Raw genomic sequence first — 15081 nt, 5'->3', positions numbered from 1 at the left:
AGGGCGAGCGTCGGTCGCGCCGGGCCACGGGTGCCCGGTGACGGAGGATGTGGGCGTGGAGGACGAGGAACTGCTCACGATCGGCGCGTTCGCGGCGCGGTCCCGGCTCTCGGCGAAGGCCCTGCGCCTGTACGACCGGCTGGGGCTGCTCGCCCCGGCGCACGTCGACGAGACGACCGGCTACCGGTACTACCGGGCCGGGCAGAAGGACCGGCAAGGCGCAGGTGGCGCATCCGCAGATCCTGGCGGCCTTCGAGGCGGTGGAGGGGTGGGTGACCCGACAGGGCGGTCCGGAGAACGGCGCAGAGGGGGGTCTGGAGTACGACGGTCCCTGCCGGGAGGTCTATTTCGCGGACTGGGACGCGGCGGGCCCACAGGACCCGGTGTGCGATGTGGCCTTCCCCGTCCGCCAGGTGACGCGGTGACCGGTCCGACGACCGGTGCCACGAGTGGTCGAACGACCGGTGGGACGACTGGTGGAACGACTGGTCGAACGACCGGTGGGACGACCGGTCGGGCGGGCACAAGCCGAGCCCCCTCGGCAAGGACGGCGAGCTAGTCGAGAGGGCTCTTGAGGTGACGCTTGTGCAGTTGTGGTTGTCGTCGTGGGGAGCGTGGCCGACAGGTCAGCGAGGCCCTACGCCTTGACCGAAGCCACGAACGCGTTCCACGCGCCGGTCGGGAACGCGAGGACCGGGCCCTCCTCGACCTTGGAGTCGCGTACGGCGAGTCCAGCGGTCGTCGGCGACTTGACCTCGACGCACGCCCCGTTCCCTGCGGAATAGGAGGACTTCGTCCACGTCTCCGTGGTGCCCTGAAGCAGTGCCATGTCCACTCCTGTAGCGAGTTGCTGTGGTGCTTGCTGTGGTGTTGCTGTAGTGCGATTCACGCCAACCGTCTGACCGGTTGGCGTGATCGACGCTACTAGCCAACTCCTACGCCTGGAGCACTCGTTCACTCGACCGGATGGCATATTCCAGAGGAGACTTCCGCTGGAGCGGGGCGCCGGTGTAAGATCCGGCGCTCGCCGTCCGGGAAGGGCGCCGACGGCTCCCTGAAGGCTCCCCGGAAGCCCCCGGGAGGGCTCAGCGCGCGTACTCCTTGGCCGCGTCGGCGATGAACTGCCGGGACTGCTCGACGTTCAGCGACTGGGCCCGCAGGTGCTCGTACATCACGGCGTACTTCTGCACGTCGTGGGCCTTCTCCAGGTAGAGGTCGCTGGTGACGCCCTCCAGGTAGACGACGCTGGAGTCGGCCGCGTCGGCGAACTCCAGGATCGCGTACTGACCGTTGAGGCCGGGATGCGCGCCCACCTCGAACGGCAGCACCTGGACGGTGATGTGTGGCTGCTGGGACATCTCGATCAGGTACTCCAGCTGCTCGCGCATCACGAGCCTGTTGCCGACGAGCCGGCGCAGCGCGGCCTCGTCGAGCACCACCCAGAGACGGAGGGGGTTGTGTTCGGCGGTGATACGTTCCTGTCGCCGCATCCGCACCTGGACGCGCTTCTCGATGTCGGCGGCGGAGGTCTCCGGCAACGCGCCCTGCACCAGGGCCTCGGCGTACGCCCGGGTCTGCAACAGCCCGGTGACCAGCTGGGGTTCGTACACCCTCAGCGACTCGGCGTCCGTCTCCAGACCGATGTAGACGCTGTACGGGATGTCCCCGAACGCGTGCCACCAGCCTTGCTGCCGCGAATCCCTGGCCATCTCCATCAGGGACTCGACGACCCGCTGGTCCTCGACCTCGTAGACCCCGCACAGGTCGCGGACATCGCGTTGACTGATGCTCCGGCGCCCGTTCTCCAGCCGGCTGATCTTCGACTGGGAGACGAGCAACCGCTCCGCCACCTCCTCCGCCGTCATGCCCTTGAGCTCGCGGAGCCTGCGCAGCTCCTGGCCCAGCCGGCGTCGCCTGACGGTGGGATTGACATTGGACGCCACGGGACGTGCACCTCCGGCTGCCTGCTACTACCACTTTGCGTATCTGCTGTTGAGCAGACTGCCACCAAGGTGGTTCCTACCGCTGGGAAACCGTGTATATGCGGCGCGTACGCGTCAGTTCGGGCACGTTCCGGATACGCGGGACGTCGGCCGAGGCCGGTGGGACGGGTACGCCGACACAAGACGCCGGCACGAAGACGCCGGCACAGGTACGCCGTCACGGGTACGCCGTCACGAGTACGCCGTCACGAGTACGCCGGAAAGCCGAGCGGGGCGGTGGGGCGCGCACTGCGTGCGCCTCACCGCCCCGCTCGGACCAGCGGCTCCCGAACCGGGTCTCAGGGGTGCCGTGTTGCCGGCCGTCGCTGCCGTGGCACTGCGGCTCAGTGCACCACGGCTCGCGCCATCGCGCCCGCGCCTCGGCGCGGTTGCATCGGAACACCGCGGGCGGGTTCCGGCGCACCGGGCCTGGCGGCCGGTGCGGTCTGGCGCCCGGCCGGCGCGGCCGGGTTACGGCGTGGCTGGGCGCCGGCGCCGTTCTGCACGTCCATGACTGCGTGGGCCACGAGCCCACCCATCGGGTCGTGCCGGATCAAGTCCCGCAGCCGGGAACGCGAGGAGCGTCCCTCGTTCCCCGGATACAGGTGCTTGCCGAGACCGACCGCGTGGGCCAGGGCGGCGAGCGCCGCGGTCCGCGGGTCCGGTGGTACGCCGGTACGGATCGCCGAATCCAGCCGGGCACGGATGTCCCGGCAGATCTCGTTGTCCGTCGCCTGGTACCGGGTCGTCGGCAGCACCCCGCACATCTGGCCCGCCACGGCATGCACCATGCCGCACCGCTCCAGATGCGAGAGGTACGTCTGGCGAAGTCCCAGACGTGGCCCGCCGATCCAGTGCACAGCCCGCACGGGAGCGCCACGCCTTCGCAGCAACTCCAACGCGCAGTCCAAAGTCGGATCTCCAGTCGGCCGTGGTTGCACCACGGCGATACGATCCCCGTCTGGGGCTATCCGTCCGGCCAGCGCCAGCTCCACTAGCTGTGCTCCGGCCAGACCGAGGTCGAGCGACTGCGGCTGTGCAGTGGTACCCGTGGTCGGGTCCAATGCCAGCAGCAGAAGCTCCTCCGGAAGTGTTCTGCGGCTCCTGCCCATCCATGCCTCCCCGCGTGGATGAATGACAGGGTGACCCCTCTCACATTGGTCTGTCGAGGGTGCGTGACCGGTTTGTAAGGGAACCGGAAGGTATGTCGTTCTCGTCTACCACAGGGGCTAAGCCCGCACACAGGACACTGGTACATGGTTCGGACAACGCACGGAAACGTGCGAAGCGTGGAGGAGGCATCGGTGGCGGGCGAGTCCCCCGACAGGTCGAAGCAGCGCGAGTCGTCGGCGGAACCGACGTCGGGGAGTGCGGGAACGGTTCCCGAACCACGCGACCCACGACTGGCGGTGGCCGCCGAGGACGCGAAGGAGACGGCCGGCGGCGTGGACACCGCGACCCGGATCTTCTCGGTACGGGACCCGAAGACGGACGGCGACGACAACACGAAGCTCCGTCAGGCGGTGGCGGCGTGGGTACGCACGGGTCCGCCGGCGGAGGAGGCCGCGGACTCCGGCGAGGACACGGAAGAGCACGGCACCCCGGAGGAGCCCGGGCGACCCGAGGCGGCCACGGAGCCCGAGGAGGGCCCCGAGGGGCCCCAGGAGGCCCCCGGGCCACCGAAGGGCGCCGACAGGGCCATTACGGCGCCTGGGGCAACGACTGAGGCGAAGCCGGACCCCCGGACCGCCGCCCCGACGGCCACCGCCGCCAAGGACGTTCCCCCCAAGAACACCCCGAAGACCACGACCGAGCCGAAGGCCGCCGGGCGGGAAGCCGCCGAGCCCGAGGACACCAGTCCCGCGACCACCGCCCCGAAGGCGACCGCCGAACCCGAAGACGCCGCACCGGAGGACGAGCCGGAGGCTGGCGCCAAACCCGAGGACACCGCCGCGCCCGAAGACGAGCCCAAGGCATCCGCCGAACTCGAAGACGCCGCGCCGGAGGACGCCCCGGAGACTGCCGCCGAACCCGAAGACGCCGCGCCCGAAGACGAGCCCGAGGCTGCCGCCGAACCCGAGGACACCGCCGCGCCGGAGGACGCCCCCAAGGCATCCGCCGAACCCGAGGACGCCAAGCCCAAGGACGCCCCGAAGGCTGCCGCCGAACCCGAGGACGCCGCGCCCGACGACAAGCCCAAGGCCGCCGCCGAACCCGAAGACGCCGCGCCCGAAGGCGAGCCCAAGGACGCTCCGAAGGCTGCCGGCGAACCCGAAGACGCCCTTCCGGAGGGCGAGTCGGAGGCGGGTGTCGAGCCCGAAGACGCCGCGCCCGGCGTCGAATCCGCGGACGCCGGGCACGAACCCGCGGACGCCGGCGGCGAGGGCGCCCCGCAGGGGGCACCCGCACCCGACGGCGATTCCCGCACGGGTGGTGCGGGTGGGAAGACCAAGACCGGCGAAGGCGAAGCCGAGGCCGGCGTCGATCAGCCCACCACCATGCTCAAGGCCCCCCGGCCCCCGCAGGTCGACCAGCCCACCACCACGCTCAAGCTCGGCGACGCCAAGCCCAGGACCCCCGGGTCCGACCCCGAGCGCACCAGCAAGTTCGTCGCCCTCAAGTCGGACCTCAAGCCGGACACCAAGCCGGACACCAAGCCGGACACCAAACCCGGCACCGAACCCGACGCGAAGCCGGATGCCACACCCGACGCCAAGCCTGCCGCCAGGCCCGGTACCGCCTCCACCACCCGTACCACCGTCATCCCCCAGGTCGGCCCCGAGCGCACCACCCAGGTGCCGCTCCCCCCGAAGCCCCCGCTGGACCTGCTCGCCGAGCTGACCAACACGCCCCCGCCGCCGGAGACCTCCGTCAGGACCTTCGTCCGGCGGGTCAAGATCTGGACGCCCCTGGTAATCGTCCTCCTGATCATCTTTGCGGTCGTACAGACTCTCCGCCCGCTCCCGCAGCCCACCCTCGACCTCACCGCGAAGGACAGCTACACCTTCGACGGCAGCAAGGCCGACATCCCCTGGCCCGCCGACGGCCAGGCGGCGCTCGACGTCCAGGGCATCGGCTCGTTCGGTTCCTCCGGCGAGCAGAAGCCCGTACCGATCGCGAGCGTCGCCAAGGTGATGACCGCGTACATCATCCTGCGCGACCACCCCCTGAAGAGCGGTGCCGCCGGCCCCAAGATAAAGATCGACCAGACGGCCGAGGACCAGTCGAACGCCGGCCAGGAGTCCACCGTCGACGTGACGGCCGGCGACTCGATCACCCAGCGCGAGGCCCTGGAGTCCATCCTCATCGCCTCCGCCAACAACGTGGCCCGGCTGCTGGCCCGTTGGGACGCCGGTTCCGAGAAGGCGTTCGTGGCGAAGATGAACACCACCGCGAAGAAGCTCGGTATGACGAACACGACGTACACCGATCCCTCCGGCCTCACCGACTCCACCGTCTCCACGGCCGTGGACCAGGTGAAGCTGGCGAAGGCGGCCATGTCGAGCGAGCCGTCGTTCCGCGAGGTCGCCGCGATGATGTCGTACGACGACTACAAGGGTGCCAACCACGGCAACTGGAACCAGCTGGTCGGTCACAACGACGTCGTCGGCATCAAGACCGGCACCACCACCTCCGCCCTCGGCAACCTGGTCTTCGCCGCGAAGAAGGAAGTGAACGGCGAGACCCGCACGATCATCGGCGCGGTGCTCCGGCAGCCGGCCAGCGCCGCCTCGGACAACAGCATCCTCACCGCCGCCCTCAACGGCGGCGACAAGCTGATCCGGGCCGCCCAGGGCGCGCTGAAGCCGGCCACGATCTACAAGAAGGGTGCTGTCGTCGGGTACGTCGACGACGGTCTCGGCGGCCGTACCCCGGTCGTGGCGACCAAGGACGTCACCGCGGTCGGCTGGTCGGGCCTGAAGGTGAAGCTGACCTTCCAGGCCGACGACGTCCCGCACACCGCGAAGGCCGGCACCAAGGTCGGCGCCCTCACCGTGGGTGACGGCTCCGGCTCCGCGGTCCAGGTCCCGGTCGCCCTGCAGAAGGATCTGGCCGAGCCCGGGTTCACGAGCAAGCTGACCCGCCTCGGCTGACACAACACGCACATTCCGTCCCCGCACCCCGCCGATGGCGGCCCACCCCAGGGCCCCGCGGCGGGGTGCGTGCTAGCGTCACGAATCGGGGCAGGTCGTCGGCCGCCGGGACACGGCCACGAACTGGACGAGAAGCGGCCGGTAACACCGTGGAACGCGGCCGAGAACAGAAGACGGGACACGGGGAGTGCCTTCAGGTGGCCACAGCGGAGCCGACACACGCCGACGACGCCGATCCGGGCCCGGTATCCGGCCCGCGAATAGCCCTGCCCGAAACCGGTCCGCACGGCGCGCCCGACAGACCCGGCACGCAGCGTAACGACAGGCTCCGTCGCCTCCTCGACCTGGACGAACCCCTGCGCGAGTGGCCGTCGCGTCACCCGGTGCTGGCGGTCACGGCCCTCGCCGGCGTCCTGCACATCATCTGGCTCTTCACGTTCGCGAACAGCGGTGGCGATCTCGCGGCGCAGGACGCCTGGGCCGAGTTCGTCGGCCGGCACCCGGACTCGGCGTACAACCTCGCCTGGTACGGCGGTATGCACCCGGTGTCGTACAGCGTGGTCTCGCCGTACCTGATGTCGGTGCTCGGTGTCCGTACGACGATGATGATCGCCGGCACGGTCTCGGCCGGGCTGCTGACCCTGCTCCTCATCCGCAGCCGCGCGGTGAAGAACCCCCTGTGGGGCTCGCTCGCCGGGGTGCTCGCGCTGATATGCAACGCGGTGTCCGGACGGGTCACCTTCGGGCTCGGCACGGTGTTCGCGCTGGCCTCGGTGGGGGCGGTGTTCTGCTGGCCGTACCGCTGGCGCCACAAACGGTGGGCGAAGGCGCTGGTCGCCGCCCCGCTGGCGGCCCTGGCGACCATGTCGTCGCCGGTCGCCGGACTCTTCGTCGGCCTGGTCGCGGTCGCGCTGTTCCTCCAGAAGCGGCGCCCGGGCGCCTGGGCGCTCGGTCTGGCACCTGCGGTGGTGGTCGCCGTCTCCGCCTGGCTGTTCCCGTTCTCCGGCACCCAGCCGATGGGTATCGGCTCGGTGATCATGCCCCTGCTGTACGGCCTGCTCTGCCTCTTCCTCGTGCCCAAGGAGTGGAAGACGGTCCGGCTGACGGCGGCCGTGTACAGCGTCGGGGTCGTGCTGGTGTGGCTGGTCAGTTCGCAGATCGGCTCGAACATCTCGCGGCTGCCGATGCTGTTCGCGGGCGCGACCCTGATCGCGGCCCTGCCGTACACCGTGCCGCGCTCACGCAAGTACTACGTCACCGTCCTCGCCTTCCTCGGCTTCGTCGGCTGGATCGGCTTCAAGGCGGTCGACGACATCGTCCATACGACCCCGGCCGCGTCCTGGGCCCGCGAACTCGCCCCGCTCGTCCACCAGCTCCAGCAGGTCGGCGCCGAGAAGGGCCGCGTCGAGGTGGTCCCGGCCCGCTCGCACCGGGAGGCGTCCGCGCTCGCGCCGTACGTCAACCTGGCCCGCGGCTGGAACCGCCAGGCCGACATGGAACGCAACCCGCTCTTCTACGACGACACCCTCAACTCCGCGAACTACCACGAGTGGCTGCAGCGCTGGGCCGTGCACTTCGTGGTGCTGCCGAAGGACGAGCCCGACGGCGACGGCGGCGAACGCGAGCGGGCGCTGGTCCAGCGCGGGATGCCGTATCTGAAGCAGGTCTGGGGCGACGCCAACTGGCAGCTGTTCCGGGTGACCGACCCGGTGCCGCTCGCCGAGCCGAACGCGGTGGTGGACAGCGCCGAGCAGGGCGAGCTGACCATCGAGGTGCGCAGCGCCGGGCGGATCCTGATCCGGATCCCGTACTCGCCGTGGCTGAGCATCGTGGACGCGGACGGCAAGAGCCTGAAGCCGCCGCAGGAGACCCAGGCCTCCAAGCACCGGGCCGAGGGCACACCGAAGAAGTACGTCAACGTCAACGGCTGCCTGGCGGAGACGGCGGAGGACGCCAAGGGCGACAGGTGGACGATGCTGCTGGCACCGAAGGCGGGCACCTACCGGCTGGCGGCGCCGTACCAGCTGCCACGGGGCACGCCGTGTCCCGACGAGCTGAAGTGACCCCCGCCGATGCGGGCGCCGCCGGGGGCCGCCACGCCCCCGGACCCCCGCTTCGGCCTGACCGGCCTCGTCCTCAGTCGCCGGACGGGACGGGTGCCCTGAGCTCCGCCACATAGCGGTCCGTGCCCGGCACCGTCGGTACGAACGGTGCCACCAGTTCCAACCTGCCCAGCCCGGACCCGGCCACGTCCTCGTCCAGGCCGGTGAAGCGGGCGTCCCAGCACTCCCTCGGGTCCGTCTCCAGGAACCACAGCAGCGTCAGCCGGGTGTCGACCCCCTCCACCTGCTTCACGTACGTCATCCGGTCGCCGGGCAGCGGCGTCGGACGGAACACCGTGACCATCGCCGTCGGTGAGCCCGCCAGCCGCTTCGGCAGGTGCCGGCCGCGCATCCACTCCAGCAGTTCCGCCCGCTGCTCCGGCGACTCGCTGTCGACGACCTGCACCACCAGCCCGGCGTACGGGTGGTCGAGGGCGTGGAAGTCGCGGGGGCCGGCCGCCCCGTCCCGGTACACCGTGGCCTCGTGGTCCTGGAACGCCGTGAAGACGTGGGTGCGGTCCTGGTAGACCCGCGCGTCCCGGTTCAGCCGCCGGTTGATGGCGACCGTCCACTTCATGTGGTCGGCGTAGCGGCCGTCGGTGATCCAGTAGACGGAGAGGTAGCAGCCGGTGGTGACGGGCTGGGCGATCGCCGACTTCTCGGGGTAGCGCAGGAGCTGCAGATCGCGGGTGGCGACCCAGCGGCGGCCCGCGTACATCCAGGGCATGGCCATGGCGCCGGCGTAGTAGTGGTCGTCCTCGTACCAGCGGTTGTACGCGTACTCGTGGCCGGGGTGCGGCTCGACCATGGTGATGAGGGCGTGACCGGGGCGGACGCCGTACGGGCCGACCGCGGCCAGCTCGGCGTACACATCGCTGCGCGTGTCCTCGCTCATGCGCCTTCCCTTCCTTCCGCCTGCGCTCGCCCATACTCTGACGCTCCGTCAGATAAAGCGCCAGAGCCGGGAGGTCATCGATGTCACTGCTCATGGGCAAGACGGTCGTCGTCTCGGGGGTCGGCGCCGGGCTCGGGCACCAGGTCGCGGCGGCCGTCGTACGGGACGGCGGGAACGCCGTGCTCGGTGCGCGGACCGAGGCGAACCTCGTCAAGAGCGCGGCCGGGATCGACCCCGAGGGCGGCCGGACCGCGTACCGCCCCACCGACATCACCGACGAGGGCCAGTGCGAGGCGCTGGCGGCGCTCGCCCGGGAGCGGTTCGGGGGTATCGACGCGGTGGTGCACGTGGCCGCGTGGGACTCCTACTTCGGCGGGGTCGAGGACGCGGACTTCGCGACCTGGGCGTCGGTGGTCGACGTGAACCTGCTGGGCACGCTGCGGATGACCCGGGCCTGCCTGCCGGCGCTGAAGGAGGCGGGCGGCGGCTCGGTGGTCTTCGTCGGTACGCAGTCGGCCGTCGCCGCGCCCTCGCAGGTGAGGCAGGCCGCGTACGCCGCCTCGAAGGGGGCGCTGACCAGCGCGATGTACTCGCTGGCTCGGGAGCTGGGGCCGTACCGGATCCGGGTCAACACGGTGCTGCCGGGGTGGATGTGGGGGCCGCCGGTGCAGGCGTACGTGCAGTTCACGGCGCACACGGAGGGGGTGCCGGAGGACGAGGTACTGGGGCGGCTGACGGGGCGGATGGCACTGCCGGAGCTGGCGACGGACGGGGACGTGGCGGACGCGGCGGTGTTCCTGGCGTCGGACCGGGCGCGGGCCATCACGGGCCAGTCGCTGCTGGTCAACGCGGGGGAGCTGATGCGCTGAGACACTGATTCCGGCCATCCGGGCCACCCCGGATCGTTCATGGACATGAACCAAGGTCAGTGAGGCGAACGATTTTACCGTCCCTTGACCCTACGCCCGCTTGTCGTGCCCGCGTAACCGAACCCACGATGAGCGGGCACTTCGCGGCCTTCCCCGTCCCCACTCCGCTTATGCGAAGTGCCAGCCAGCTGAGCGGAGTTCAGAAGGCGGACCCTGGAAGGGGGGCACATGAACGGGCTCGACTGGGCCGTGCTCATCGGCTACTTCGGCGTGATGGTGGCGATCGGCGTCTGGTCGCACAAGCGCGTGGACAACGTCAGCGACTTCTTCACGGCCGGCGGAAAGATGCCCTGGTGGCTCTCCGGCATCTCGCATCACATGTCGGGCTACAGCGCGGTGATGTTCACCGGCTACGCGGGCATCGCCTACACCTACGGCGTGACGTCGTTCGTCACCTGGTCCTTCCCGATCGCGCTGGGCATCGCGATCGGCTCGAAACTCTTCGCACCGCGCGTCAACCGCCTGCGCTCCCGCCTCCATGTGGCGTCACCCCTCGAATACCTGAAGAACCGCTACAACCTGTCCACGCAGCAGGCGCTGGCCTGGTCCGGCATGCTGCTGAAGATCGTGGACGTGGCCGCCAAGTGGGCCGCGATCGCGACCCTGTTGTCGGTGTTCACGGGTGTCTCCCTCAACCAGGGCATCCTCATCACCGGCGCGATCACCGCGGTCTACTGCACGATCGGCGGCCTGTGGGCGGACGCGCTGACCGAACTGGGCCAGTTCATCATCCAGTTGCTGGCCGGCGTCTCGATGTTCGTCGCCGTCGTCCTGAAGCTGAACGACAAGGGCATCGGCTTCTTCGACGCCTTCGACCAGCCGGCCCTGCACGGCCACGGCAAGCCGCTGGTGGGCCCCTACGGCACGGTCTTCCTGCTCGCCTTCCTCTTCATCAAGCTCTTCGAGTACAACGGCGGCATGCTCAACCAGGCCCAGCGCTACATGGCGACGGCCGGACCCAAGGAGGCCGAGCGCAGTGCCCGCCTCTCCGCGGCGCTCTGGCTGGTCTGGCCGGTGGTCCTGTTCTTCCCCATGTGGATGTCGCCCCTGCTCGTCCACGCCCAGAAGCCGGACGGCTCCGACTCCTACGGCCTGATGACCGAACAGCTCCTCCCCCACGGTCTGCTGGGCCTGGTCGTCGTCGGCTTCTTCTCCCACACGATGGCGATGTGCTCCTCGGACGCCAACGCGATCGCGGCCGTCTTCACCCGTGACGTGGCGCCGGTGCTGTCGTCGCGGGCACGGTCCTGGAGCGAGCGCTCCGGGCTGATCGCGGCCCGGGTGACGACGGTGGTCTTCCTCGGTCTGTCCATGGCGGTGGCCACCCAGGTCAACTCGCCCACGTTCAAGGACATCATCACCGTGGTCATCAAGTGGGTGGCCGGTCTGATGGGCCCGATCGCGATCCCCATGATGCTGGGTCTGCTCCGTCCGTTCCGCCGCTCCGGCCCGACGGCCGCGCTCACCAGCTGGGCCGCGGGCCTGCTTGCCTTCTGGCTGGTCAACTACCCGATCAACTGGAACGTCGACGGCGGCGTACCGCTCCAGTACCAGGTCTCGGTGCCGCTGGCCGTCTCCCTGGTCCTCTACATCCTCATCGGCTACCTGAAGCCGGAGGACACCCCGGAGCGCCTCGCGATCATCGAGACGGTGAACACGGACGGGGACAGTGCGGCGGCGACGGCCCCGGTACCGGCCCAGGCCCAGGCTCCGGCGGGCGGCGGGGAGGTCCTGCGGGACTGACCGACTCCGACGACCGGCTCGGGCAACCAGCTCGGACGACCGGCTCAGGCGCCTCGCGGGTAGCGGGCCAGCCAGCCGGGGGCCGCGCCCGCCGGGCTGTGCAGGGCCGGCCCCTGGGTCATCTCCATCGCGAAGTCGTCGGCGAGTTCGAGGATCGTAGGACGGCCCTCCAGTTCGGCCACCCAGGCCGGCGGGAGGGCCGTCTCGCCGTGCAGGGCGCCGAGCAGGCCGCCGGTGAGGGCGCCGGCGACGGCGGAGGGGCCGGCCTGGTTGACGGCGAGGCTCAGCCCGTGCCGTACGTCCTCACCCACGAGGGCGCAGTACACGGCCGCGGCGAGCGTCCCGTCCGCCGCCCCGTCCCCGGTCAGCTCCTCGACCCGGGCCGGGGAGGGCATCCCCTGCCGTACGGCGCCGAGCGCGTGCTGCAACGCGTCCGAGACGGGCTGGTGCCCCGGCCGGGCGGCCAGCAGGGCCAGGGCCCGCTGGACGGCCCCGTCCAGCGAGTCCCCGCGGGCCAGCGCGTGCACGATCACGGCATACGCGCCCGCGGACAGGCAGGCGGTCGGATGGCCGTGGGTCTGCGCCGCGCACTCCACGGCCAGCTGGATGACGAGCTGCGGCTCCCAGCCGACGAGCAGCCCGAACGGCGCGGACCGGGCGACGGCCTCCGGCCCCATGTCATCGGGGTTCTTCGGCGACTCCAGGGTCCCCATGGTCTCGTCCCCGAGCCCGATCAGCAGCGACCGCGTCGGGTCCCGCCGGGCGTACAGCCACTCCTCCCGAGCCAGCCACCCGTCCTCCTTCCGCCGCTCGTCCGGCCCCCAGTCCCGCTGGGTGGCCGCCCACCGCAGATAGGCGCGATGCAGGTCGGTGGGCGGGTGCCAGGCGCCGGTATCCCGTCTCACCTGGGCTCTTATCAATCCGTCCACGGTGAAGAGGGTCAGCTGGGTGTGATGGGTCACCGTCCCGCGCCGTCCGTGCCCGAACCCGAGATCGACCAGCCCCTCCGGCCCGTAGGCAGCCCGGATCTCCTCCAGCGTCAGCCCGTCGACCGGGCCGCCCAGCGCATCTCCGACCGCCGACCCCAGCAACGTGCCCCGCACCCGGCTCCGGAAGTCCTGCTGCTCGACACGGCCCCAGACGGCACCCGACGTCGCACTCACCACCATGACCTCCCCACGGGCACCGTCCGTACATACGAGCGCACAGCACTGTAATCGACCGGGAACGGTCCGTTCAGGGGGCAGTTAGGTATGCGAAGTGTGGGTTATGTGGCCCCGAGTGACCGGTTTTCGGCCAGGTAGGGCGGGTGGGGAGGGGACGGTCAGGCGGTGCGCCTGGGGTCAGCCGTGCCAGGTGACGTTGCACACGTACACACACTCGGCACTCGGGTTTTGGTCCCAGGCCCAGTCCGTCACAGGCCGGCCTCCGCCTCGGCTGCCTCCCAGATCATCCGGATCTCGGCAATGGCGGCCGTCGGATCCTGTTCCCCCTCGTCCACCAGCCGCTCCAGCTCGTGCAGGCGTGCTGCGCGCTCCGGGTGACGTTGAATCGCCACGAAAACGGCCCACGAGTGCACGAAGGCGCGCAGCGGCGCGAGGCTCTGCGTCTGTTGCGCGTTCGTCGTAGCCTCGAAGAGGTGCTGGGTGAGGGCCGGGACACGACTCGGGGTGATCCGCGCCACCGCCGCCCCTAGAGCGTCCGGGGTGAGTTCGGGCATGGGGATCAGCGGTTCGATCGGACCGTCGGTCTGGGCGCTCACTGTGGCCTCCGGTGCGGGTGGCTCAGTCCTCGTACGGTACCCGGGCAGCCGACGGTGTGACGCCTTGGCGGCGCTTGTCATAAAGCTCACTTCTCACATCCCCTTTCCTAGGCCGCCGCGCCGACGGCGCGGCAGTCCCGGCACCGCCCCGGGCCAGCGGCGCGGAACGCGCGTTCGCAGCCGTCGCAGGTCTGCCAGGGGTCCCGGCGGAGGGCCGGGGACGCGGGCGGGGCTGCGGTCGGGAGGGGGATGGCCGGGGGCAGGAGGTTGGTGAGGCGGTGGGCCAGGAAGGCCGCCGGCTGTTTGATCCGGTCCTGGGGCAGGCCGGTCGTCAGGGTCCGCTCCACGACGGTGGCGGGCACGCCCCGCTCCAGCCATGCGGAGACCTCGGGCACCAGCCGCCGTACGTCCCGTTCGGAGAGCAGCAGGCGGGAGTCGTAGGTGCGCAGGCGGGTGAGGAGGGCGGCGGCCGGGGTCTTCGGGGCGGGGGCCTTCGGCTCGGTAGCCGGAGCCGGAGTCGACGTCGGTCCGGTCCGCGACCTGTTCGGCTTGTTGTACGAGGTCGTCCGGGTCCTCACTTGCCCCGATTGAAGACGCTCCCTGGCACGCGTGAGGTATCCGTGTTCCTCCAGCTCCCGCAGCGCGGCAGCGATCCGGATCTCCCCCTCGGGGAACTTCGCCGTCAGCGTCTTGATCCCGATCGACGCCCCGGCGGGCAGCGACTGGATGTGCGCCGCGAGGCCGATCGCCATCAGGGACAGCTCGGGGTGCTGGAGGAGGTGATTGCCGACCACCGTGAAGTTCTCGGTGTGAGGTTCATTCACGTGGATGACACCGGAGTGGGAATGCCGGGTCTTCGCGGGCGCGGGCCCGCTAGGCTGCTTGGCAGTCATCGGGAAGGGTCTCGCTTCCTGGGTGATCAGGCCCTCGCAGTGGGATGGCAGTCCCCGCGAGGGCCGAAGTATGTCTGGACTTGTCGCCGCAGACGCTGCCGCACAACTACCCCTCCGCGCCAGCCGAGTTCGGCATATTCACTCCGGCGGGTGATCGACGGGGACGGTAGGGGCGGGTTGGGTTCTTTCCCCGGTTCTTTGGTCTTTTGACGTCGGGAACGACCAGGTCATGGGTTCCCGCGACCCGGCGCCCCCAGCTCCGCCCATACGACCTTGCACCCGGCCGGGGCCTCCTCCACGCCCCAACGGTCCGCGTACGCCGTCACGATCAGCAGGCCCCGGCCCGACTTCGCGTCGGCGGTCACCGGATCGTGGGCGCACGGGACGCGGTCGCCCCGGGCGTCGGTCACCTCGATACGGAGCATGCGGTCGGGGCGCAGCCGTAGCCCCAGCCTGAAATCCCGTCCCACGACGCGTCCGTGCAGCACGGCGTTGGACGCCAGCTCGGCCACGACGTGCACAGCCGCCTCGTACGCCAGTCCCCAGTCGTCCAGTTGGCGTTCCGTGAGCAGCCGCGCGAGTCGGGCACCCCTGCGCGTCGCGGACAGCTGGACCGTGAAGTGGCGCGTGGGGGCCGTCACTTCTCGCGGGACCTCCCGCGGGAGGGATTTCTGGTTCATG

At 70.5% G+C, this 15081-nt stretch carries 12 protein-coding genes and 1 pseudogene; 5 read left to right on the top strand and 8 right to left on the bottom strand.

Annotation, left to right across the window (positions count from 1 at the left end):
• Nucleotides 1–37 precede the first annotated feature (37 nt).
• A pseudogene (locus ACWGJB_RS19655) lies at nt 38–425 on the top strand (MerR family DNA-binding transcriptional regulator).
• A gap of 212 nt (nt 426–637) precedes the next feature.
• On the opposite strand, the gene ACWGJB_RS19650 reads toward ACWGJB_RS19655, so the two are convergent.
• From ACWGJB_RS19650 to ACWGJB_RS19640, 3 genes are all read right to left on the bottom strand, one after another.
• Nucleotides 638–829: a DUF397 domain-containing protein gene (locus tag ACWGJB_RS19650; RefSeq protein WP_351737387.1), complete on the bottom strand. Its 192-nt coding sequence runs from the start codon at nt 827–829 to the stop codon at nt 638–640.
• 256 nt (nt 830–1085) lie between these two features.
• A complete protein-coding gene (locus ACWGJB_RS19645) occupies nt 1086–1943 on the bottom strand; it encodes a helix-turn-helix domain-containing protein (RefSeq protein WP_351711674.1) in 858 nt (285 codons plus the stop codon).
• Between the two features lie 383 nt (nt 1944–2326).
• Entirely contained in the window at nt 2327–3094 is a 768-nt protein-coding gene (locus ACWGJB_RS19640; RefSeq protein WP_450762532.1) for a GOLPH3/VPS74 family protein, read from the bottom strand.
• A gap of 177 nt (nt 3095–3271) precedes the next feature.
• Here ACWGJB_RS19640 and ACWGJB_RS19635 point away from each other — a divergent pair, with 177 nt between their 5' ends.
• Both ACWGJB_RS19635 and ACWGJB_RS19630 read left to right on the top strand, forming a co-directional pair.
• Nucleotides 3272–6076, top strand: coding sequence for a serine hydrolase (locus ACWGJB_RS19635; protein ID WP_453381424.1), 2805 nt, complete (start codon nt 3272–3274; stop codon nt 6074–6076).
• 197 nt (nt 6077–6273) lie between these two features.
• On the top strand, nt 6274–8139 hold the full coding sequence (locus ACWGJB_RS19630) for an MFS transporter (protein ID WP_453381423.1): 1866 nt from the start codon (nt 6274–6276) through the stop codon (nt 8137–8139).
• Between the two features lie 73 nt (nt 8140–8212).
• On the opposite strand, the gene ACWGJB_RS19625 is transcribed toward ACWGJB_RS19630, so the two are convergent.
• Entirely contained in the window at nt 8213–9073 is an 861-nt protein-coding gene (locus ACWGJB_RS19625) for a hypothetical protein (protein ID WP_453381422.1), read from the bottom strand.
• A gap of 80 nt (nt 9074–9153) precedes the next feature.
• Here ACWGJB_RS19625 and ACWGJB_RS19620 point away from each other — a divergent pair, with 80 nt between their 5' ends.
• Entirely contained in the window at nt 9154–9942 is a 789-nt protein-coding gene (locus tag ACWGJB_RS19620; RefSeq protein ID WP_351711660.1) for an SDR family oxidoreductase, read from the top strand.
• 228 nt (nt 9943–10170) lie between these two features.
• Nucleotides 10171–11745, top strand: a complete 1575-nt coding sequence (locus tag ACWGJB_RS19615; protein ID WP_453381421.1) for a sodium:solute symporter family protein — start codon at nt 10171–10173, stop codon at nt 11743–11745.
• A 44-nt stretch (nt 11746–11789) separates the two neighbouring features.
• Here the strand turns inward: ACWGJB_RS19615 and ACWGJB_RS19610 are convergent, their stop codons facing one another.
• From ACWGJB_RS19610 to ACWGJB_RS19595, 4 genes are all read right to left on the bottom strand, one after another.
• On the bottom strand, nt 11790–12908 hold the full coding sequence (locus ACWGJB_RS19610; RefSeq protein ID WP_453381420.1) for an ADP-ribosylglycohydrolase family protein: 1119 nt from the start codon (nt 12906–12908) through the stop codon (nt 11790–11792).
• Nucleotides 12909–13159: 251 nt separating this feature from the next.
• Nucleotides 13160–13507 (bottom strand): DUF6247 family protein, encoded by a 348-nt coding sequence (locus ACWGJB_RS19605; RefSeq protein ID WP_453381419.1) that lies wholly within the window; start codon nt 13505–13507, stop codon nt 13160–13162.
• Between the two features lie 107 nt (nt 13508–13614).
• Nucleotides 13615–14331, bottom strand: coding sequence for a helix-turn-helix domain-containing protein (locus tag ACWGJB_RS19600; RefSeq protein ID WP_453381418.1), 717 nt, complete (start codon nt 14329–14331; stop codon nt 13615–13617).
• A gap of 296 nt (nt 14332–14627) precedes the next feature.
• Complete coding sequence (locus ACWGJB_RS19595) at nt 14628–15080, bottom strand: ATP-binding protein (protein ID WP_453381417.1); 453 nt, start codon at nt 15078–15080, stop codon at nt 14628–14630.
• Nucleotide 15081: the final 1 nt, after the last annotated feature.

It is taken from the genome of Streptomyces sp. NPDC054813 (assembly GCF_053611365.1).
This window is presented reverse-complemented; position numbering and strand designations above follow the sequence as displayed.

Coding starts and splice junctions, on each gene's coding strand:
- ACWGJB_RS19595 (WP_453381417.1), bottom strand. CDS start 15,080: ATGAACCAGAAATCCCTCCCGCGGGAGGTCCCGCGAGAAGTGACGGCC.
- ACWGJB_RS19640 (WP_450762532.1), bottom strand. CDS start 3,094: ATGGGCAGGAGCCGCAGAACACTTCCGGAGGAGCTTCTGCTGCTGGCA.
- ACWGJB_RS19625 (WP_453381422.1), bottom strand. CDS start 9,073: ATGAGCGAGGACACGCGCAGCGATGTGTACGCCGAGCTGGCCGCGGTC.
- ACWGJB_RS19620 (WP_351711660.1), top strand. CDS start 9,154: ATGTCACTGCTCATGGGCAAGACGGTCGTCGTCTCGGGGGTCGGCGCC.
- ACWGJB_RS19615 (WP_453381421.1), top strand. CDS start 10,171: ATGAACGGGCTCGACTGGGCCGTGCTCATCGGCTACTTCGGCGTGATG.
- ACWGJB_RS19650 (WP_351737387.1), bottom strand. CDS start 829: ATGGCACTGCTTCAGGGCACCACGGAGACGTGGACGAAGTCCTCCTAT.